General features: G+C 58.8%; 23 protein-coding genes. 18 read left to right on the top strand and 5 right to left on the bottom strand.

Annotated features, from left to right (window positions below; translation table 11 throughout):
- Positions 1–14: 14 nt before the first annotated feature.
- Positions 15–1,157 (bottom strand): DUF2157 domain-containing protein, encoded by a 1,143-nt coding sequence (locus LHU53_RS16215; RefSeq protein ID WP_227333820.1) that lies wholly within the window; start codon positions 1,155–1,157, stop codon positions 15–17.
- A gap of 79 nt (positions 1,158–1,236) precedes the next feature.
- Here LHU53_RS16215 and LHU53_RS16220 point away from each other — a divergent pair, with 79 nt between their 5' ends.
- The 18 genes from LHU53_RS16220 (at position 1,237) to LHU53_RS16305 (ending at position 16,293) form a co-directional block, all read left to right on the top strand.
- Entirely contained in the window at positions 1,237–3,063 is a 1,827-nt protein-coding gene (locus LHU53_RS16220; protein WP_227333822.1) for a glutamine--tRNA ligase/YqeY domain fusion protein, read from the top strand.
- A 68-nt stretch (positions 3,064–3,131) separates the two neighbouring features.
- Positions 3,132–3,476, top strand: a complete 345-nt coding sequence (locus LHU53_RS16225; protein WP_227333824.1) for a hypothetical protein — start codon at positions 3,132–3,134, stop codon at positions 3,474–3,476.
- A 200-nt stretch (positions 3,477–3,676) separates the two neighbouring features.
- Complete coding sequence (locus LHU53_RS16230) at positions 3,677–5,650, top strand: NACHT domain-containing NTPase (RefSeq protein ID WP_227333826.1); 1,974 nt, start codon at positions 3,677–3,679, stop codon at positions 5,648–5,650.
- A 40-nt stretch (positions 5,651–5,690) separates the two neighbouring features.
- Positions 5,691–6,407, top strand: a complete 717-nt coding sequence (locus LHU53_RS16235; RefSeq protein WP_227333828.1) for a phospholipase D family protein — start codon at positions 5,691–5,693, stop codon at positions 6,405–6,407.
- A gap of 372 nt (positions 6,408–6,779) precedes the next feature.
- Positions 6,780–8,237 carry an ATP-binding protein gene (locus LHU53_RS16240; RefSeq protein ID WP_227333829.1) on the top strand — a complete coding sequence of 486 codons (1,458 nt, stop codon included), beginning with the start codon at positions 6,780–6,782 and terminating at the stop codon, positions 8,235–8,237.
- Positions 8,238–8,437: 200 nt separating this feature from the next.
- Positions 8,438–8,977 (top strand): DUF924 family protein, encoded by a 540-nt coding sequence (locus LHU53_RS16245; protein ID WP_227333831.1) that lies wholly within the window; start codon positions 8,438–8,440, stop codon positions 8,975–8,977.
- Positions 8,978–9,161: 184 nt separating this feature from the next.
- Positions 9,162–10,217, top strand: a complete 1,056-nt coding sequence (locus tag LHU53_RS16250; protein WP_227333833.1) for an alkene reductase — start codon at positions 9,162–9,164, stop codon at positions 10,215–10,217.
- Between the two features lie 197 nt (positions 10,218–10,414).
- Positions 10,415–11,056, top strand: a complete 642-nt coding sequence (gene udk / locus LHU53_RS16255) for a uridine kinase (protein ID WP_227333835.1) — start codon at positions 10,415–10,417, stop codon at positions 11,054–11,056.
- A 24-nt stretch (positions 11,057–11,080) separates the two neighbouring features.
- Positions 11,081–11,407 (top strand): hypothetical protein, encoded by a 327-nt coding sequence (locus LHU53_RS16260; RefSeq protein WP_227333836.1) that lies wholly within the window; start codon positions 11,081–11,083, stop codon positions 11,405–11,407.
- Positions 11,408–11,468: 61 nt separating this feature from the next.
- Entirely contained in the window at positions 11,469–11,618 is a 150-nt protein-coding gene (locus LHU53_RS16265) for a hypothetical protein (RefSeq protein ID WP_227333838.1), read from the top strand.
- Positions 11,619–11,739: 121 nt separating this feature from the next.
- Positions 11,740–12,135 carry a VOC family protein gene (locus LHU53_RS16270; protein WP_227333840.1) on the top strand — a complete coding sequence of 132 codons (396 nt, stop codon included), beginning with the start codon at positions 11,740–11,742 and terminating at the stop codon, positions 12,133–12,135.
- A 19-nt stretch (positions 12,136–12,154) separates the two neighbouring features.
- Complete coding sequence (locus tag LHU53_RS16275; protein ID WP_227333841.1) at positions 12,155–12,577, top strand: YciI family protein; 423 nt, start codon at positions 12,155–12,157, stop codon at positions 12,575–12,577.
- A gap of 36 nt (positions 12,578–12,613) precedes the next feature.
- Positions 12,614–13,024 (top strand): VOC family protein, encoded by a 411-nt coding sequence (locus tag LHU53_RS16280; protein ID WP_227333843.1) that lies wholly within the window; start codon positions 12,614–12,616, stop codon positions 13,022–13,024.
- A 132-nt stretch (positions 13,025–13,156) separates the two neighbouring features.
- Positions 13,157–13,375, top strand: a complete 219-nt coding sequence (locus LHU53_RS16285) for a hypothetical protein (RefSeq protein ID WP_227333845.1) — start codon at positions 13,157–13,159, stop codon at positions 13,373–13,375.
- Between the two features lie 95 nt (positions 13,376–13,470).
- The gene (locus LHU53_RS16290; protein WP_227333846.1) at positions 13,471–13,719 is read left to right on the top strand and encodes a hypothetical protein; all 249 of its coding nucleotides are present in this window, start codon (positions 13,471–13,473) and stop codon (positions 13,717–13,719) included.
- Between the two features lie 152 nt (positions 13,720–13,871).
- Positions 13,872–15,158: a sodium:proton antiporter gene (locus tag LHU53_RS16295; protein ID WP_227333847.1), complete on the top strand. Its 1,287-nt coding sequence runs from the start codon at positions 13,872–13,874 to the stop codon at positions 15,156–15,158.
- A complete protein-coding gene (locus tag LHU53_RS16300; RefSeq protein WP_227333848.1) occupies positions 15,155–15,784 on the top strand; it encodes a DUF938 domain-containing protein in 630 nt (209 codons plus the stop codon). Before LHU53_RS16295 ends, LHU53_RS16300 begins: the two co-directional genes overlap by 4 nt.
- A gap of 44 nt (positions 15,785–15,828) precedes the next feature.
- On the top strand, positions 15,829–16,293 hold the full coding sequence (locus LHU53_RS16305) for a TerB family tellurite resistance protein (protein ID WP_227333849.1): 465 nt from the start codon (positions 15,829–15,831) through the stop codon (positions 16,291–16,293).
- Positions 16,294–16,302: 9 nt separating this feature from the next.
- On the opposite strand, the gene LHU53_RS16310 is transcribed toward LHU53_RS16305, so the two are convergent.
- From LHU53_RS16310 to LHU53_RS16325, 4 genes are read right to left on the bottom strand one after another with little or no spacing between them, the layout of a single operon-like run.
- Positions 16,303–16,962 (bottom strand): 3'-5' exonuclease, encoded by a 660-nt coding sequence (locus LHU53_RS16310; RefSeq protein ID WP_227333876.1) that lies wholly within the window; start codon positions 16,960–16,962, stop codon positions 16,303–16,305.
- A gap of 5 nt (positions 16,963–16,967) precedes the next feature.
- Positions 16,968–17,414 carry a CoA-binding protein gene (locus LHU53_RS16315; RefSeq protein ID WP_227333850.1) on the bottom strand — a complete coding sequence of 149 codons (447 nt, stop codon included), beginning with the start codon at positions 17,412–17,414 and terminating at the stop codon, positions 16,968–16,970.
- Positions 17,411–18,301 (bottom strand): TatD family hydrolase, encoded by an 891-nt coding sequence (locus tag LHU53_RS16320; protein WP_227333851.1) that lies wholly within the window; start codon positions 18,299–18,301, stop codon positions 17,411–17,413. Before LHU53_RS16320 ends, LHU53_RS16315 begins: the two co-directional genes overlap by 4 nt.
- A 17-nt stretch (positions 18,302–18,318) precedes the next feature.
- A complete protein-coding gene (locus LHU53_RS16325) occupies positions 18,319–18,702 on the bottom strand; it encodes a bacteriohemerythrin (protein WP_227333852.1) in 384 nt (127 codons plus the stop codon).
- Positions 18,703–18,736 lie beyond the last annotated feature (34 nt).

Genomic DNA, 18,736 nt, shown 5'->3' on the forward strand with positions numbered 1-18,736 from the left:
CCGCCGTCTGCGGCTTAACCGGCCCGCAGACCCACCGGCAGCCAGTTGGCAAAGTAGGTGGCGATGCGCTCTTCGTGGCGCTGCCACCAGATACCCAAAGCCACCAGCCCCAAACCAATCAGCGTCAGCACAAACGCAAAGACCAGGCTGTCGCCAAACACCCGGTGCGACAAATAGCCCAGGTAACCAGCCACGCCCAGAGCGCCCAGCACGGTGAACACCCGCCGCCCGATCACCGCCCCGGCAAACACCATCACCACGTTGATCAGGCAGTACAGCGCTTTGCCCAGCTCTGAATCCGAGTCGCGCCAGCTCAGGCCACCCCAAAACATCAGCGTGCCAAAGATGTACAGCCAAAAAGCATAGTCTTGCCGCCACTCGGCCTCCGTTGCCTGGCGACAACGCACATCGACCCACAGCGCCATGGCCACGGTGGCGATGCCAAACACCAGCGACACATCACGCATGAAGGCAAAGTCCCAAAACTCACCTTGCTGCATCAGGCCGTGCGCCACATCCATGCTCAGGTACCACAGCGTCACCGCAATCGGCATCACCATGAACGGCAGGCGGTAGCGCCACAACATCACCACACCAGCGGCCAACGTCACCAACTCCAGCGTGAGCCAGCGCCAGTTGATGTGGGTGTGGTAAGCCGAATAAGCCATCGGCCCGCCCGGTGGCCACCAGCCCATGCCGTGCTGAAAACACCACACCACCAGCGGCGTCAGCACCACCGCCAGCGTGGCCAAAATGCCAGCAGGCACCCGCAGCTGGCGGCTTGTCAGATGGTCGGCCACCTTCAGGCAGGCCACCAGGTACGCGGCGCTCAGCAGCATCAGGCCCCAGGCACCAAACGCGTCCCAGCTCAGTTGCATGAACAAGGTCATGGCGCCGATGGCGACCAAACCACCAAAGTAGTACAGCGTGTTGGTCAAACTGAAGTGCGGCGCGCTGGCGTACACACCGGCAGGCGCATCGGGCTGGGCCGCTTGCTGTGCCGCCATGCTTTGTTTGGCCCAACGCGCCCACAGCGCCTGTGCCTGCTGGCGCGTGATCACCCCGTCTTGCACCGCCAGCAACAAGTCGCGCTGCCCCACCTGCGCAACAACAGGCTGGGGTTTGCCTGGCAAGGCGACGGGAGGTGATTCAGGCATGGTGAACTCTGTGGTAACCGCACACAATGAGCGGCCACAAATCATAGCCACCCCAGGCGCGCCACCTAAAATCGGCACCATGAGCCACCCCACCCCACCCCAAAATAAAACAGCCGCTGACCCTGCGGCCACCGACGTCGTTAAAACCAGCAACTTTTTGCGCCAGATCATCGAATCTGACCTGGAAAAAGGCACCTACGCATCCCGCCGCTGGGCCGGCAGCCCCGGCGACGCCGCGCACCACGCTGCGGGCGAGCCCGACCCGGCCAAAATCCGCACCCGTTTCCCGCCCGAACCCAATGGCTACCTGCATGTGGGCCACGCCAAAAGCATCTGCCTGAACTTTGGCCTGGCGCGTGATTACGGCGGTGTGTGCCACCTGCGCTTTGACGACACCAACCCCGAAAAAGAAGACACCGAATACGTTGACAGCATCATCGACTCGGTGAAATGGCTCGGCTTTGACTGGAGCCAACCCGGCAACAGCCTGCCCTACCAGGCCAGCGACTACTTCGACTTCATGTACCGCGCAGCGGAATACCTGATCGAAGCGGGCCACGCCTATGTGGACGAACAAACCCCCGAGCAAATGCGCGCCAACCGTGGCGACTTTGGCAAACCCGGTGTCGACAGCCCATTCCGCAGCCGCACGCCCGCCGACAACCTGGTCCGCTTTCGTGAGATGCGCGACGGCAAGCATGAAGACGGCGCTATGGTCTTGCGAGCAAAGATCGACATGGCCAGCCCCAACATCAACATGCGCGACCCGGCCATCTACCGCATCAAACACGCCGAACACCACAACACCGGCAACAAGTGGTGCATCTACCCGATGTACACCTTTGCCCACCCGATTGAAGACGCGCTGGAGCAGATCACCCACAGCATCTGCACGCTGGAGTTTGAAGACCAACGCCCGTTTTACGACTGGCTGATGGACCGCTTGTGTGAAGGTGGACTGCTTAGCAGCCCCGCGCCGCACCAGTACGAATTTGCCCGCCTGAACCTCACCTACGTGATCACCAGCAAACGCAAACTGGCCGCGCTGGTGAACGAGAACAAGGTCAACGGCTGGGACGACCCGCGTATGCCAACCATTGTTGGCCTGCGCCGCCGGGGCTACACGCCTGCGGCGATCCAAGCCTTTGCCGAACGCATTGGCGTGACAAAAAGCGACAGCTGGATCGACTACAGCACGCTGGAAGGCTGCCTGCGCGAAGACCTAGAGCTCAAAGCCCACCGTGGTTTTGCGGTGCTGAACCCGGTGAAACTGGTGCTGACCAACTGGGACTCTGTCATGGGCGCTGGCCACCTGGAGCCCTGCACCCAGCCCGCCCTGCCCCACCCGCCCGAAGGTGTGGAAAGCCCCACACGCCACTTCACCATTGGCAAAGAAGTGTGGATTGAGCGCGAAGACTTTGAAGAAGTGCCACCCAAGGGCTACAAACGCCTGTTCCCCGGCAACAAGGTACGCCTGAAAGGCGGCTACGTCATCGAATGCACCGGCTGCACCAAAGATGCCGATGGCAACATCACAGAAGTGCTGGCTACTGTGGTGCCCGACACCAAAAGCGGCACCCCCGGCAGCGACAGCGTCAAGGTCAAAGCCGCCATCACCTGGGTGGGCGTGGCTGACGGCGTCAACGCCGAAGTGCGCATGTACGACCGCCTGTTCCTGGACGCCCAGCCCGACGCGGGCGGCAAAGACTACCTGGAAAGCCTGAACCCCAACAGCCTGAAAGTCATCACCGCCATCGTCGAGCCCTCACTGGCCAACGCCGCAGCGGGACAGAACTTCCAGTTTGAGCGGCATGGCTACTTTGTGGCGGATCGGGTGGACCATGTGACTGGTTCAAAACCCGTGTTTAACTTGGCGGTGGGGTTGAGGGACTCTTGGGGCAAATAACCCACCGGTTGGCCGTCTAGAGCCAACCCAAGACCGCCACACCCATCCAAACCCATTTGGATGGGACCATGACTGGAGCACTTCACAGCATGGGTGGCGACAAAACCGTCTTTCGGGATCTGGGTTTCCCGGAAGACGAAGCAGGAGCCTTGTTGCTACTGGGTGATCTGCCTACCCAGATTCGCAAAATCATCGGCCAACTCGGCATCCCAAGCCGAAGATGTCCAGCGCGCTGGTATCACGCTGCCGCACATGAACGACCTGTTCAGCAGCTGCACCCACAAATTCACATAGGATCCCTTGGTGAACACTGCCTCAAAATTGGGCTGCGTGGTAAAGCTATCGCTAAAGCGGATTACTTGATACAACGCAAAAGTCTCAGAGTCATTTCTGGAATAGTCGAGATTCACTGATCAACGACATGCCCGGCCAGAACGTCCAGCTTGAAAAACACGGGCACTTTATAGCAGATCGGGTGGATTATGTGTAGGGTAGTAAGCCGATATTCAATTGATGGCAGGGCTATTGAATAGTTAATGGAAGTGACAATTCTTTCAACTTGCCAATTCAATTTCCGGCAAAGATAAACAACAAGTATCAGCGGGAGAATTATATGAAAGATTTAGTTACTTCAATTGTGGGATTTGATTGGTCCACCCTCGCGGACTCAGCTTTTGATGCAACCATTGAATTCGCAAAAGAGGAAGCTGGCGACTTGGCCGAATTCGCAAAAGCACAGCTCAGAGACAAATGGAAAACTCTTGATTGGAAGGGATTACAATCAAAGTACAAGAGCAATCTTTTGGATGCATTAAGCACAACCAAAATTCTGGGAAACCCCACTCCGATAAAGATAGAAACCATCTATACAGATTGCTTTGTTTTTGATCGCCCATCCGCACTCACATATTTCTCGGGAGACATTCGTTCATTGGAAAAGAATGATCAACTCCCTCGAAATGAAGTTGATAGACTTTCTGCACTTGAAGTAGCTCTGACTGGCGAGAGTCTTTTCATTTTGGGAAAACCTGGTGCCGGAAAAACCACTTTTTTAAAATATTTGGCTATTCTTGCATGCAAGAATGAAATTAACAAATCCCCAATATTCATTCCATTAAAAGAATGGAGCGACTCCAACCTACCAATTGAAAAGTTTATCTCAAATCAATTTGACTTATGTGGATTTCCAAAAGCAGAACCCTTTGTCACAGCACTACTCTCAAAAGGTAACGCACTTGTGCTTCTCGACGGATTAGATGAAGTAAATGAAGAAGGTGGAAAGAGAAATCAAACAATCAAAGAGGTTGTAAATTTATCCTTAAAGTATAGGAAATGCCAATTTTGTTTGACTTGCAGAACAGCTGCGACAGACTATTCATTTGAGCGCTTTAAATACCTCGAAGTAGCAGATTTTACCGAGAACCAAAAACTCAGTTTTATTCGACAATGGTATGGATCTAAGTCTGGGCAACTCGATCGATTTCTTACTGGATGGAATGAAGTATCCAATGCAGGAATAAGAGATCTTGGCAGAACACCACTGCTAATAACTTTGCTATGTCTAGCGTTTGATGAAACTCTCCAATTTCCTACTCGCCAGGTCGATTTATATCGAGAAGCGATTGATGCACTACTCAGAAAATGGGATTCATCACGACTAATTGGTCGAGATGGATTCTACAAAAATCTATCATTTTCTAGACGCGAACATCTCTTAGAGTATATTGCTGCTCACTTTTACTTCAATTCTCAAACAATTTTTCCCAGAAAAAATATAGAGCACTATATCTTAGATTTCTTAAATCGCCTTCCCGATAAAGAGAAAAGTGGAAAATCAGATGCGGCAATTGTATTAAAACAAATAGAAGCACAGCATGGACTATTAGTAGAAAGAGCTAAGGATATCTACTCATTCTCTCATCTGACAATACAAGAGTATTTCACCGCCTCATACATAGCTCAGTCAAATGATAATAAAATATTGGAAGGCACAGTAGAAGTTGCACTTAAAGATCAAAAATGGCGAGAAGTTATTTTGTACACAGTAGCACTTCTACCGTCAGCCGATCCCATTTTAAAAAAAATGGTGAGCAAACTTCACATTATGCGAGGAAATGATGCCGGTGTTGTCAAATTTCTTGCCTATTGTTACTGCACGGCAATGTCACACAAAAACCCACATCACCATATCGATGGGTATCTTAGCGCAGACATTTCAGATCTTATAATTTCTGACGTTGAAAAATCGAAAAGCCTTCCATTAACCTCAGCGGAAGTTTCAAAAATTGCTGAGCACCTAACAAAAATTCGAGGCTTTTTAATCTCCAAAGAAGCAAAGTATGAGTTTGGAAATGCCTCAGCAATATTTATTACATCAGAAATAATTTTCTCCAGCAAGCCATTGCTTGCTGCAAAATTCTTGGGAGGACACAAGGCTAGACCAGAAGATTTCACATCGTATCTATATGCCTGCCGACTAATGATTGAATGTCTTGAAGTGGCAGTTTCAGATTCACGTTCGACTTATCTAACTAGCGTAATGTCTATTGACAATGAAACAATTCTCCACGCCGCAGGAATACGGTGAACTATCAAATATATAGAATTAACTATTTCAGTTTACTCAAATGACAAAGTTTCTAACGACCACCGGCACCAACTACCACCTTGAAGAATTGATCAAAGGCGCATCAGACCGCCTCATCCTGATCAGTCCCTTCCTCAAGCTCAACGACCGCATGAAAGAGCTGCTGGCCGACAAAAACCGGCTGAAGATCGACGTGCGTATCGTCTACGGTAAAAGCGAGTTGCAGCCGCAAGAGATTGAATGGCTGCGCGGCTTGACCTACATCCGCACCAGCTTCTGCAAGAACCTGCACGCCAAGTGCTACATGAATGAAGAGTTGTGCATCATCACCAGCCTGAATCTGTACGAGTTCAGCCAGGTGAACAACAACGAGATGGGCATCCTGATCCAGCGCAGTGAAGACACCCAGCTCTACAAAGATGCCTACGAAGAGGCCCAGCGCATCATCCGTATCAGTGAAGAAGTGCGTATTTCATTGGAGCGCGTCACCAACGAACCCGCCACAACCGCCGCGCCAACAGACTCCAGTGACGAGGCTGACGCCACAAACGACAAGTTGCCTTCCGGTAAGCTGGCGCAAAAGCTGGGCATGAAAGCCGCCGACCTGTTGAGCCACGCCACACAACATGGTTACTTGGCATTGAACGGCGACAAACATGTCGTCACGCCCAAGGGTGAGGCAGCCGGTGTTGAGTTCGTGGCCAAGGGTCGGTTTGGACCGTACTTCTTGTGGCCGCATGACTTTCAGCTGCACTGATTTGTGCCATCAATTAGCTACATTAGTTGCAGCTGCTAGCCCTTATTGAAAAAGGGCTAGGGCCACATTTCTTATAAATTTTCCAGAGGCTCTGACAACTGCCAACATCACGATGCCCCGCCCTCAAACCATCCAAGTCTATCTGCCCGCTGGTGAAACACGCGGCATGCGGGTGGCTGCGATTGCGGTGCCGGGCCGCTCGACCAGTCGCTAGATGACGTGGAAGACAGAACAAGGGAAGACGCCAATTTGTGCAAACTGGATAGCATTGCCATTGGACAATCGATTACAGCAAAAAGATTCGGTTGTCTTTATCACATGCGAATCCGGAAAATTCCATAAAAGTCATACAAATCAATAACTTGGTATCACATGGCAAACAAGTATTGGATTGCAGCGGTATTGCAGAGTCTTGAACAAAGCCTGGCTCCGGTGCCACATGAGGTTAACGAACTGGACTGGAAAGCCAGCCTTTCAGACCACAAAGACAGGCTGGCTGAGCACTTGATGGCATTTGCCAACCATCCCAATGGCGGTAGCTTTGTGTTTGGCGTTGCAAATTCTGGGCAACTGTTGGGCATTGATCAGGAAGCTGTGGCCCAAATTGCCAATACCCTGTCTAACCTTGGCCGTGATGCAGTCGAGCCACCGTTGGCCCTGGATCACGCAGTGGTGGAGTTCAAGGGTATGCCCATTCTTTTGGTTCACGTGCCTGAGCAGGCTGTGAAGCCCGTGCATCGACGCGGCAAGTCAATTGAAGAGTCTTGGGTGCGTTCCAGTGGCACCACCCGAAAAGCCTCCAGGCAAGAAGTTGGCGCGCTGATGCTCAACAGTGCAACCCCACGATGGGAGGAGTTGCGTGCCTCCTCACTATTACCACTAGAAGATGTTCTGAGGCAACTGGACGTAGCCGCCATTGCCAAGTTGCTGGAGCGCCCCTTGCCCGATGGCTCCGATGAGTTGGGCCAATGGCTTCTGGCCGAGGGCTTGGCCGTTGCCGATGGGCGTGGTTTCTACATCACCAACTTTGGGGCCATTGCCGCAGCCCGCAAACTGGATGAATTTGGCACGCTGGAGCGCAAACGCATCCGGGTTATCCGGTATCGCGGCACCAACAAAGTGGAGACGATTGACGAACTCCCCGGAAACAAGGGCTATGCCGTGGGCTTTGAAGGCTTGATTGGCTACTTGAAACGAGCCCTTCCGCACTCGGAAGTGATTCAGCAATCGCTGCGTACCGAGGTCAGCGTGTACCCCGAAATTGCCCTGCGCGAGCTCATTGCCAATGCACTGATTCACCAAGACTTCACCGTCACCGGTGCCGGGCCGATGGTAGAAATTTATGACGACCGAATCGAAGTCACCAACCCCGGAACGCTGTTGCCCGGCAAGCGCCCCGACCGCCTGATTGGCACCACGCCCGAGTCTCGCAATGAGATGCTGGCTTCTTCGTTCAGACGCTATCGCATCTGTGAAGAGCGGGGTACCGGTTTTCAAAAAGTGGTCGGGGCTATCGAGCTGTTCGGCTTGCCGCCACTGGTTTTCACGCTACAAGAAAATTCATTCCGCGTCACCTTGTATGCCCCGCGCAAGTTCTCCGAAATGTCACAAACAGAACGTGTTGAGGCGTGCTACCAGCACGCCGTATTGCAGTATTTATCCAGCAGCACCCTGACAAATACCACCGTGCGGGAACGATTCAAGCTACATGAAAAGCACCGAAACCAAATCACAAACTTGATTGGGGATGCCGTTGCGCTGGGCCGGATCAAACGAAAAGATGCTGGAAACGGCAAAAAATTTGCGGAGTATTTACCTTACTGGGCTTGAGAAATTGCTACGCTTTTGATACCTAATCATGCATATAGGAAAAGGGCCTAGCTCAATTCCCCTGATGCATTTGCAAGCTTGAAGTCGCAATTTGCGACTTCAAGCTGGGGTGGTCGACGAGCGCGCCCCGACCTGTGGCCTCACTCTAAATACGCCAATGGGCGTTTACGGAAACCCCAGCCCTGGTTATCCTCGCGCCCATGCAAGCCACCAACATCCTCAGTTTCTGGTTCAACGAGTTGAGTCCCCAGCAGCACTTTGCCAAAGACGCTGCGCTGGACGCCGCCATTCGTACGCGTTTTGGCGCCACGCTGGAAGCGGCTGCGCGGGGTGAGTTGGCAGCCTGGCGCGCCACGGCGGCGGGGCGGCTCGCCGAGATCATCGTGCTGGACCAGTTCTCGCGCAATGTGTACCGCGACACCCCGCGTGCCTTTGAGCAGGACGCGCTGGCGCTGACTCTGGCGCAAGAGCTGGTGGCCCGTGGGCAAGACCGCAACCTGCCGCTGGCGCAGCGCAGGTTTGCCTACATGCCCTACATGCACAGCGAGTCCGCGCAGGTGCACACGCAAGCCGTCGCCCTGTTTTCGCAGCCGGGTCTGGAAGACAACCTGCGCTACGAGTTGTTGCACAAGGCCATCATTGACCGCTTTGGCCGTTACCCGCATCGCAATGCCATTCTGGGCCGCACCTCCAGCGCCGAGGAACTGGCTTTTCTGAGCGAGCCGGGGTCGTCGTTTTAAGTTAGCGCCGCCAAAACGCTGCAGCTTTTGTAGCTGTTTGCCCTGATATCAAAAGGGCTAGAAGCCAATTTGGCATACAAATCCTGGCCATTGGCTAGCGCAAACAGCATTGGCCCGCTGGGGCTCCGTGAATGGGCTGTGGTGCTAAGGTTCGCCCCTTTCTTTGACCCACTGGACATTTGTCATGCTGTTTACCCCCTTGCAAGTTGGCCGCCTCACGCTGCCCAACCGTTTTATCCTGGCCCCCCTCACCCGCACCCGCGCTGGCTCAGAGCACCAGCCCAACGAGCTGATGGCCGAGTACTACGCCCAGCGCGCCAGCGGTGGCCTGCTGATCACCGAGTGCACCATGGTGCTGCCCAACACCTCGGCCTTTGTGGCCGAGCCCGGCATTTACTCTGCCGAGCAGATCGAGGGCTGGAAGAAAACCACCGCCGCTGTGCACGCCAAGGGCGGGCGCATCTTTTTGCAGATCTGGCACAGCGGGCGCGCGGCGCATGCCGACATCAACGGTGGCCAGGCCAGCGTGTCGTCCACCGCGGTGCCGATTGAGGGCGAGATCCACACACCCAACGGCAAGGTGCCCTACGCACCCGCCCGTGTGCTGACCGAGGCCGAGATTCCGGCCATCGTCGCGGGCTTTGCCCTGGGTGCCAAAAACGCCATTGAGGCGGGTTTTGACGGTGTGGAGGTGCACGGTGCCAATGGTTACCTGATCGACCAGTTCCTGCGTGATGGCGCCAACCAACGCACCGACGGTTACGGCGGCTCGATGGAGAAGCGCGGACGTTTCCTGTTTGAGGTGTTGACCGCGGTGACCGACGCCATTGGTGCGGACCGCGTGGGCCTGCGCTTGTCGCCACTGAACAGCTTCAACAGCATGATCGACAGCGACCCGATAGGGCTGACCAGCTACCTGGCCGACAAGCTCAATGCCTACCAACTGGCCTATTTGCACCTGATGCGCGCCGACTTCTTTGGTGTGCAACAGGGTGATGTGATGACGGTGGCGCGCGACAAGTACAAAGGTGTGCTGATTGGCAACATGGGCTACACCGCCGACGAGGCCATCCAAGCCATCACCGACGGCAAGCTCGATGCGGTGGCCTTTGGCACCAGCTTCCTGGCCAACCCGGATTTGCCCGCGCGCATCCAGGTCGGAGCCGCTTTGAACGCGCCCGACGCCAGCACCTTCTACACGCCCGGCGCCAAGGGGTATACCGACTACGCCACGCTGTAAGCCCCTGCGGCGGGGCGGCAAGCACCCCGCCCACGCCATCAACGCCACGCCTTGCGTGTAGGTAGGCAAGACCAGGCTGGACACGGTGGGCTGTGCGATCGAAATCAGCATCAACCTGCGCTCAACCGGGTTGGGTGTCTGGCAAGCCTGGGGTGGCTTGTAAACTTGCCTGCTTTGCACCTGACCCCGGAGAACGCATGTCCCACGCCAACCACCAACCCTTCGTGATCGGTGTTGCCGGGGGCAGCGGCAGTGGCAAGTCCACCGTCACGCGCCGGGTGCTGGCGTCGGTCGGGCCGGACATGGCCACCGTGGTGTACCAGGACGACTACTACCTGGACCAGACCGAACTGTCGTTTGATGCGCGGCGCAAAACCAATTACGACCACCCCGATGCGTTTGACTGGCCGCTGATGATGCAGCACCTGCAGGCGCTGCGCCGTGGCGAGCCCATCGAGATGCCCACCTACGACTTCACCGCGCACAACCGCGCCAGCCAGACTATTCACCTCCAACCCGCGCCGGTGATTGTGGTGGAGGGCCTGTTTGCGCTGTATGACGCCGAGCTGCGCAAGATGATGTCGCTCAAGATCTTTGTCGACACCGCGCCTGACGTGCGTTTTATCCGCCGCCTGCAGCGCGACATGGCCGAGCGCGGCCGCACAGCTGAGAGCGTGATCAACCAGTACATGGACACCGTGCGCCCGATGCACAAACAGTTCATCGAACCCACCAAACGCCACGCCGACGTGATCCTGCCCCACGGCGCCAACGACCCGGCGGTGGACATCCTCACCACCAAAGTCAAAGCCCTGATCCGGGATATGACAGGCAGCTAGCGCACTGACGCGGGCTTACCCACCATGTCCCGGCGCAGGCACCACCACGTCTATGTGATTGAGCTGTCCAAGGATGTGCTGTTTGAGCCGCGTTTTCGCAAGAACAACCCCCATTACGTCGAAGGCAAGCCTTGCGTGTATGTCGGCATGACGGGCCTGGACCCGGATGTGCGTTTTGACAAACACAAAGCGGGCATTCAGGCCAACAGTTTTGTGCAGAGATACGGCCTGCGCCTGCTGCCGGACCTGTACGAAGCGTTCAACCCCATGGGCTACCAGGACGCGGTGGACAAGGAGATCGACATCGGCATCGATCTGCGCTCAGCGGGGTTTGGGGTGTGGCAGGCTTGACTGGGCACCCTGGGTCAAACCTGTGTAGCATGCGCCCCATGAACCGTGAGAGGTCTCTGCCATGTCCAACCACATGCGCCTGTTCATGGAGCCGCCTGACCAACGCGTCAGCCTGAGCGAGACCGCGACCATCGCTCGACTGGTTTCGTTGTGCTCATGGAAGCCGTTGAACCGGTTTCACACGCGGCGCGGCCACCCTGCCGCAGCCTGAGTCAACCACATTGGCCTGCCCAATGAAGACGCGGCATGTCAACACCGTCTGTGAACCAACACCTGAGTAGGCACCCATGAGCACCGTCACCGTTCCTATGTGTCCCGTTGTGCATTTTGAAATGCCATACAAAGACCGCGAGCGCGCCCAGCACTTCTACGCCACCGCCTTCGGCTGGACCCACCAGTTTCTGGGCCCCGACATGGGCGACTACCTGTTGGTGGGTACCGCCCCTGCGGGTGCCCGACCACCGGTGCCGCCCGAGGCCGCGCTGGGTTCCATCAACGGCGGCCTGTTCCCCTTTCAAGCCCATGGGCCGATACAACATCCCTCAGTGGTGATCGCGGTGGAAGACATCCGCGCCGCCATGCAGCGGGTCACAGCGGCAGGTGGTGAGGTGCTCGGTGAACCCATGACGATTCCCGGTGTGGGCGAGTACGTGGCGTTTTGTGACACCGAAGGTAACCACAACAGCATGCTGCAGCCCGGCATGGAACCACCCGCCTGCAAAACCTGAACCTCCCAGGAGCATCCCCATGCGATTCATGATCATCGTCAAATCCTGCCCCGAGTTCGAAGCCGAGCTCACTCCCGAAGCGCCTGAGGAACTCATGGCGGAAATGGCCGCCTACCACGAAGAACTGGCGCGCGCGGGCGTGCTGCTCGACGGCAGCGGCCTGCACCCCAGCCGCACCGGCTGGCGCATCCACTACGACGCATCGGGCCAGCGGGTGGTGGACGGCCCCTTTGCACAGGCCAAGGAGCTGATCGCCGGTTACACGCTGATCCAGGTGCGTTCGCGCGAAGAGGCCCTGGCATGGAGCCGCCGTTTCCCCAACCCTGCGGGCCGAGGTAAAGAGGCCGTTATTGAGCTGCGCCAGCTCATCGAGTTGGACGAGTTCCCGCCGAGCGACGCGCTGGACAAGTTCAAGCAGATGCAAGCCAGCCAGAAAAGCTGAGCCTCGCACACCCACCGAAAACCAGGAGAACACATCATGTTCCGACAAATCTTCGTCAACCTGCCCATCAAAGATATGGCCCGCTCACAGGCCTTCTTCAAGGCGCTGGGCCTCACGTTCAACCCGCGCTTCACCAACGAGCAAGGCGCTTGCCTGGAGATTGGCGATAACTTCTACGCCATGTTGCTGGTGGAGCCCTTCTTTCAGGGCTTCACCAAAAAGCCGATCAGCGACGCCAACCAGGCCACCGAAGTGATCTTGGCCCTGTCGGTCGACAGCCGCGCCGAGGTCGACGACGTGATCGCCAAGGCCGTGGCCGCCGGTGCCACCACACCCAATGCGCCGCAAGACCACGGCTTCATGGTCCAGCACAGTTTTGCCGACCTGGACGGCCACCAGTGGGAGGTGTTCTGGATGGACGAAGCCGCTGCGCCCGCGCAGATGTGAGGCTGCATTCACACTCTGCTGTCCACCCTACCTCGCCTCAGATTAACAACAGGAGTGCCGTTGTCTGGCGGTGTGTTGGTTAACAGACCGCCCCGCGCGCCTGGCATGTAATGCACCTTTTGAGGAGATCCCATGACACAACACGCCACCGTCAACGACCACATGACCTACACCCCTGGCGACGGCGCACCGCTGGTGATTCCGGTCGGCCCGGTCGAGGTCGACCTGTCTGCCGCCAACAGCGCCACCCTGAGCTGGACCGCTGACAACGGCGCCGTGGGTCTGGCCGCCATTCCGCTGACGCAGTTCAACGAGTACCTGCGACAAAAGCGGATCACGCTCGCCAAGTAGCTCGCGCCAGCCAACGGGCGGGCGCACCGCAAAACCTGGCGGGGTTGGGTCCGTGGTGGGTTAACCTCGCGGCCTTATTGAAAAAGGATGCCTCTATGAAAAAACTCAACGTCACCATTCAGCTCGACATGTTGGTGCCAGACGACTGGGAACTGGTCCAAACCTCCGAAGGCGGGCACGTGATCGGCCTGCCCAACGGCCAGTTTCTGGACCTGGCCATCGAGCCGCTGTTTGCCAACGACCCGGAAGACACCTGGTCCAGCACCGAGGACGAAGAACTGCTCAACGACATTCTGGACCTGGTGGAGTCCGAAGAAGTGACCTACACCATCGTCACGCACTAGCCCGGGCCGCGTTCCACCCGGGTGATGTTTGACGACAGCCGATTGGTTTTTGCTGGCCGTCGGCGCTGCGTTTGACAAGCCCATGTGACTGACCGCACGGTCAGTCACGGCGGCGCTGACTACACTGTCCCGATGTCCTCAAGCTGCTTGTCATGTCCATCCCGCAGTGGTTTTTGCTGATTGGCGCCTTGCTGCTGGTGCGCGGCTTGACAGCGACGCTGTTGCAGCGCTCGGCTGTCACGTCGGCGATGGTCTACCTGGCCTTCGGGCTGCTGGTGGGCCCCAGCGCCCTCAACCTGTTCCATTTCAATCCGCTGCAAGAGTCCGCGTTGCTGGAAGCGCTGACCGAGGTGGCGGTGCTGATCTCGCTGTTTTCTGCCGGCGTGAAGATGCCCGCGCCTTTTATCCTGGCACGTTGGCGGGCCCCGATCCTGCTGGCCACGGCATCCATGGCACTCACCGTCGCGCTGGTGGCCGCGTTCGCCTACTACGTGCTGGGGTTGCCGCTGGGCGCGGGGGTGTTGCTGGGCGCCATCGTGGCACCCACCGACCCGGTGCTGGCCACCGACGTGCAGGTGCGCCACCCTGGCGACCGCGACCTGCTGCGCTTCACCCTGACCAGCGAGGCCGGCATGAACGACGGCAGCGCGTTTCCGTTTGTGATGCTGGGCCTGGGCCTGCTGGGGCTGCACGACCTGGGTGACTGGGGCACGCGCTGGTGGCTGGTGGAGGTGCTTTGGGCCACGCTCAGCGCCATCGCCATTGGCGTGGCGGCAGGCGCGGCGCTGGCCCGGGTCGGCTGGAAGCTGCGCCGCGCGCCACACCACCACCAGTTGATGGACGATTTTTTGGGCCTGGGCCTGATCGGTGTGGTGTATGGCCTGTGCGTGATGGTCGACGCCTGGGGGTTTCTGGGGGTGTTTTTTGCCGCTGTGGCGCTGCGCCAGACCGAGCTGAAACTGGCCAACGCCGCCCGGCCCGCCCCGCACGCCGAACCCCAGCCCACGGTGAGTGAGGGCTCGCTGATCTTCAAGGAACATCTGGAGCGCCTGTCCGAGATGCTGCTGGTGATCCTGATCGGTGGCACCTTGTTCCTCGATTCCTGGAGCTGGGCCGCGGTGGGGTTGGCGCTGTTTCTGTTTTTGGTGGCGCGGCCTGCCAGCGCGCTGCTGGGGCTGGCAGGCAGCGGCACGCCGTGGCGCATCCGCGCTCTGGCGGCCTGGTTTGGTGTGCGCGGGGTGGGCTCGCTCTACTATTTGATGTTTGCCATCCAGCATGGGCTGCCCGAGCCGCTGGCCCTGCAATTGACCCAACTCACCCTGATTGTGGTGACCCTGTCGATCCTGATCCACGGCATCAGCGTCAAGCCGCTGATGGGCTTGTTCTGGCGGCGTGGCACACCCCGTGCCCCAGTTCCGACAGAATCCACACCACCATGAACACACCCGACTTCAGCCCGTCTGCCGAGCAGAACAAAGCCCCGATCCTGGACAAGCTGCTGCAGTTGCTGCCAGCGCATGGCGCCGCGCTGGAGATGGCCTCGGGCACCGGACAACACGCCGCCTGGTTCGCCCGCCACCTGCCCGGCTGGACCTGGCAACCCACCGACCTGACGAGCGACGGCTTTCACAGTATCACCACCTATGCCGCGCAAGCCGGGTTGCACAACGTGTTGGCGCCGCTGGTGCTCGATGTGTGTGCCGACCCCTGGCTGAGCGCCGACCCCAGCACCGGCCAGGCCCCCCTGTTCGACCTGCTCTACTGCGCCAACCTGCTGCACATTGCGCCGTGGGCAGCGTGCGCGGGTCTGATGCGTGGCGCCGCCCGGCATCTGGCCGCGCAAGGGCGCCTGATCACCTACGGCCCCTACTTTGAAGCCGAGGTGACCACCACCCCGAGCAACCTGGCGTTTGACCAAAGCCTGCGCCAGCGCCACCCGGCCTGGGGCGTGCGCAGGCGTGAAGACGTGCAGGACGCGGCGGCGCAAGCAGGTCTGCGGTTGATACAACGCCACCCCATGCCCGCCAACAACCTGTTGCTGGTGTGGGACCGGGCGCCGGGGTAAACTTTTCCACCCTTCCCTTTGCCGTTACCGGCCACCGCGCACCCATGCTCAGCCCGCTTAAAGCCCTCTTGTCCAGCCTCTTTGTGTTTGACGGCACCACGCTCAATGACGACACCCACGACCTGCAACTGGCCACCGCCGTGCTTTTGGTCGAGGTGATGCGCGCCGACGCCACCTGCAGCGACGCCGAGCGCAACCGCACCCTGGCCACCCTGCGCCAGCGTTTTGCCCTGAGTGATGACGAGCTGGCCCGGCTGATGCAGCGCGCTGAAAACACCGCCCAGGGCGCCAACGACTTCTTCAGCTTCACCAGCACGATGAACGACCAGTTCACCCAGGCGCAAAAAATCCAGGTGGTCGAATACATGTGGCAAGTGGCCTATGCCGACGGGCATCTGGACGCCCACGAAAACCACCTGATCAGCAAGGTGGCGGGCCTGTTGCACGTGACCCACGGCGAGTACATCGCCGCCAAGTTGCACGCCAAAGCCGCCGTCCAGCCCCACTGAGGGGCGCGTTTAAACGGCGTTGGGGGCGCCCAGGCCCAGCGCCTCGTACACGCGGATGGCCGCATAGGCATCGTTGGCGGCATACACCAGCTGCGCTTCGGTCAGGCGCAGGTTGGCCCAGTTGCTGGTCGCGGCTTTTTTCGATTTGATGAAGCGCTGGTTGAACAGCACCGCCACCGCACCTTTGACACCCATGTCCTTGCGGTAGCCACGATCACGAAACACGGTATTGAGCTCCAGCACACCCATCGGCGCCACGCCCAGCTTGTGGATGATGCGTTTTCGGTCGTCACCCAGGCCAAAACCGGCCTTGGCATACCCCCCCAGCGCCAGCAGCTCGGCCGCCACCGCGCGGCAGTCGGGCTCATGCAACTGGAACACCCAGGCGTGCCGGGCGGTGGCCAACTGCAGGATGTGCGGCCCATCGGACAACTCGCCCACCCGAAACGTGGGTTTGGATTCGGTATCGAACCCCCAGGCCGGTGCATCTTTGAGCGCGGCAGCGGCCTCGCGCGCAGCATCGCCCGTACTCACCAGCGTGATCCGGTCCAGCCCCAGCCGCTCAAAGGCGGGCAACAGGGCGATGGCCTCTTTGTCTGGCGTGGTGTGGCGCGTGGACTGGGGTGACCGGTGTGGCCTGGTCGCGGGCTGCTCAGCGCTGTCTGGCATGGAACTCACGGCACAGCCTGACGTGCATGGTCAATTTTGAGGCAACGGTTTTGCACCGCCACCACACCTGCCGCGCGGGCGCGGGCCATGGCCGCGTCGTGGCAAATGCCCAGTTGCAGCCAAATCGCCTTCAGGCCCAGGGCCATGGCCTCGTCCACCACCGGGGGCACATCGTCGCTGTTGCGAAACACATCCACCAGGTCCAGCGCTTCGTGCTGCGCGGCGTCCGTCAGGGTGGCATACACCTTTTCACCCAGAATCAGCTGGCCACTGGCGGCGGCCACCGGATTGACCGGCACGATGCGCCAGCCCTGTGCCTGCAGGTACTGCGCCACGAGGTAACTTTCGCGGTGCGCCTTGGGCGACAAACCCACCACGGCCACGGTGCGGCAGTGCGCCAGGATGTGCGCCACGGCTTGGGCTTCGGTCAGGTGGGTCGCGTTGGGCGTCATGAAGTCTCCTGAAGAGGTGAAGGGGTTGACCGCGCCACATCGGCCGCCAGCAGCGCGGCCAGCCGCGGAAAAGCGTCCAGCGCATTGTGTGTGGTGGCGGCCGCCAGCGCCTCAGGGGTGATGCCGCGCAGCGCGGCCAGTTCCGCGCCAATGCGTGGCAACTCGGCCGGTGAATTGATGCCTTGCTGCTCACCGGCGGCGCGTTGTTCGGCTGATTTGTAGAGCCAGCGCGGCGGCATGTCCGGTGAATCGGTCTCCATCACGATGGCGTCCAGCGGCAATTCGGTGGCCAGGGTACGCAACTGCCGCGCCCGCTCATAGGTCACCGCACCCCCAAACCCCAGCTTGAACCCCAGCTTGGTGAAGGCCTGCGCCTGCTGCAGGCTGCCGTTGAAGGCATGCACCACACCACGCCAGCGCCCGCCCGGGCCAGCCACCTGGCGCAGGGCTTTCAGAATCGGGTCAACCGCGCGGCGCGAATGCACCACCACCGGCAAATCATGGGCACGTGCCAGCCGCAGTTGGGTATAAAAAAAGTCTTGTTGGCGCTCGCGCCAGGGGCTTTTGCACAGCTCAGGTAGAAAGAAGTCCAGCCCGATCTCGCCAATGGCCATCAGCCGCGGGTCGCCGTGGTGGCGCTGCACGGCGGCGGTGAGCTGGCTCAGGGCGTCGTCGGCGGCATAGGGCACATTCATCGGCGTGATGCCCAGGCAGTAACTGTCCGAGTTCTGGTGGGCCAGTGCGCGCACCGCCTCAAAGTTGGTCACCGCAATCGACGGCAGCACGCAATGCATGACCCCGTTGGCAGCAGCCCGTGCCCGTTGGCTGGGGGTGGTTGCCCCAAACTCGGGTGCATCCAGATGGCAGTGGGTGTCGATCCAGCGCATGGTGCCCCGGGTGGTGCTCAGGCCCAGATGGCCAGGTATTGGGCCAGTTCAGCGTCCTGGTTGACCACGTGCCGGTGCGCCCAGTCGGTCACCACGCCCACAATGGCTTTTTTGTTCATGTGGCCCTTGCCGACGTCCATGCTGCGATCGCGCAGGCGGGTCAGCAGGTGTTGGTGGTCCTGGGCGTGCGCCTGGGCGCCGGGGAAAGCCACCTTGGCCATCAGCGCTTCTTCCAGCTCAAACTGGGTTTGCATCTGTTTGAACAGCGTCACGATCATCGGGCGCAGCGACATCCAGTCTTCCGAGGTAGCGATCTGGTTCGCCAGCTCAAACAGCGCCTGTTGTGATGCGTCGATCTCGGCATTGCCAATTTTGTAACTCTCCAGCCATTCGATGCTCATACGTGCTACTCCAACTGTAAAAATTTGTTCGACC

It is taken from the genome of Rhodoferax sp. U2-2l (assembly GCF_020594515.1).
In the GTDB taxonomy this organism is placed as follows: domain Bacteria; phylum Pseudomonadota; class Gammaproteobacteria; order Burkholderiales; family Burkholderiaceae_C; genus Rhodoferax.

Excerpts from the sequence above, each read along its gene's own strand:
- LHU53_RS16215 (WP_227333820.1), bottom strand. The coding sequence starts at position 1,157 with ATGCCTGAATCACCTCCCGTCGCCTTGCCAGGCAAACCCCAGCCTGTT.
- LHU53_RS16220 (WP_227333822.1), top strand. The coding sequence starts at position 1,237 with ATGAGCCACCCCACCCCACCCCAAAATAAAACAGCCGCTGACCCTGCG.
- LHU53_RS16225 (WP_227333824.1), top strand. The coding sequence starts at position 3,132 with ATGACTGGAGCACTTCACAGCATGGGTGGCGACAAAACCGTCTTTCGG.
- LHU53_RS16230 (WP_227333826.1), top strand. The coding sequence starts at position 3,677 with ATGAAAGATTTAGTTACTTCAATTGTGGGATTTGATTGGTCCACCCTC.
- LHU53_RS16235 (WP_227333828.1), top strand. The coding sequence starts at position 5,691 with ATGACAAAGTTTCTAACGACCACCGGCACCAACTACCACCTTGAAGAA.
- LHU53_RS16240 (WP_227333829.1), top strand. The coding sequence starts at position 6,780 with ATGGCAAACAAGTATTGGATTGCAGCGGTATTGCAGAGTCTTGAACAA.
- LHU53_RS16245 (WP_227333831.1), top strand. The coding sequence starts at position 8,438 with ATGCAAGCCACCAACATCCTCAGTTTCTGGTTCAACGAGTTGAGTCCC.
- LHU53_RS16250 (WP_227333833.1), top strand. The coding sequence starts at position 9,162 with ATGCTGTTTACCCCCTTGCAAGTTGGCCGCCTCACGCTGCCCAACCGT.
- udk (WP_227333835.1), top strand. The coding sequence starts at position 10,415 with ATGTCCCACGCCAACCACCAACCCTTCGTGATCGGTGTTGCCGGGGGC.
- LHU53_RS16260 (WP_227333836.1), top strand. The coding sequence starts at position 11,081 with ATGTCCCGGCGCAGGCACCACCACGTCTATGTGATTGAGCTGTCCAAG.
- LHU53_RS16265 (WP_227333838.1), top strand. The coding sequence starts at position 11,469 with ATGTCCAACCACATGCGCCTGTTCATGGAGCCGCCTGACCAACGCGTC.
- LHU53_RS16270 (WP_227333840.1), top strand. The coding sequence starts at position 11,740 with ATGCCATACAAAGACCGCGAGCGCGCCCAGCACTTCTACGCCACCGCC.
- LHU53_RS16275 (WP_227333841.1), top strand. The coding sequence starts at position 12,155 with ATGCGATTCATGATCATCGTCAAATCCTGCCCCGAGTTCGAAGCCGAG.
- LHU53_RS16280 (WP_227333843.1), top strand. The coding sequence starts at position 12,614 with ATGTTCCGACAAATCTTCGTCAACCTGCCCATCAAAGATATGGCCCGC.
- LHU53_RS16285 (WP_227333845.1), top strand. The coding sequence starts at position 13,157 with ATGACACAACACGCCACCGTCAACGACCACATGACCTACACCCCTGGC.
- LHU53_RS16290 (WP_227333846.1), top strand. The coding sequence starts at position 13,471 with ATGAAAAAACTCAACGTCACCATTCAGCTCGACATGTTGGTGCCAGAC.
- LHU53_RS16295 (WP_227333847.1), top strand. The coding sequence starts at position 13,872 with ATGTCCATCCCGCAGTGGTTTTTGCTGATTGGCGCCTTGCTGCTGGTG.
- LHU53_RS16300 (WP_227333848.1), top strand. The coding sequence starts at position 15,155 with ATGAACACACCCGACTTCAGCCCGTCTGCCGAGCAGAACAAAGCCCCG.
- LHU53_RS16305 (WP_227333849.1), top strand. The coding sequence starts at position 15,829 with ATGCTCAGCCCGCTTAAAGCCCTCTTGTCCAGCCTCTTTGTGTTTGAC.
- LHU53_RS16310 (WP_227333876.1), bottom strand. The coding sequence starts at position 16,962 with ATGCCAGACAGCGCTGAGCAGCCCGCGACCAGGCCACACCGGTCACCC.
- LHU53_RS16315 (WP_227333850.1), bottom strand. The coding sequence starts at position 17,414 with ATGACGCCCAACGCGACCCACCTGACCGAAGCCCAAGCCGTGGCGCAC.
- LHU53_RS16320 (WP_227333851.1), bottom strand. The coding sequence starts at position 18,301 with ATGCGCTGGATCGACACCCACTGCCATCTGGATGCACCCGAGTTTGGG.
- LHU53_RS16325 (WP_227333852.1), bottom strand. The coding sequence starts at position 18,702 with ATGAGCATCGAATGGCTGGAGAGTTACAAAATTGGCAATGCCGAGATC.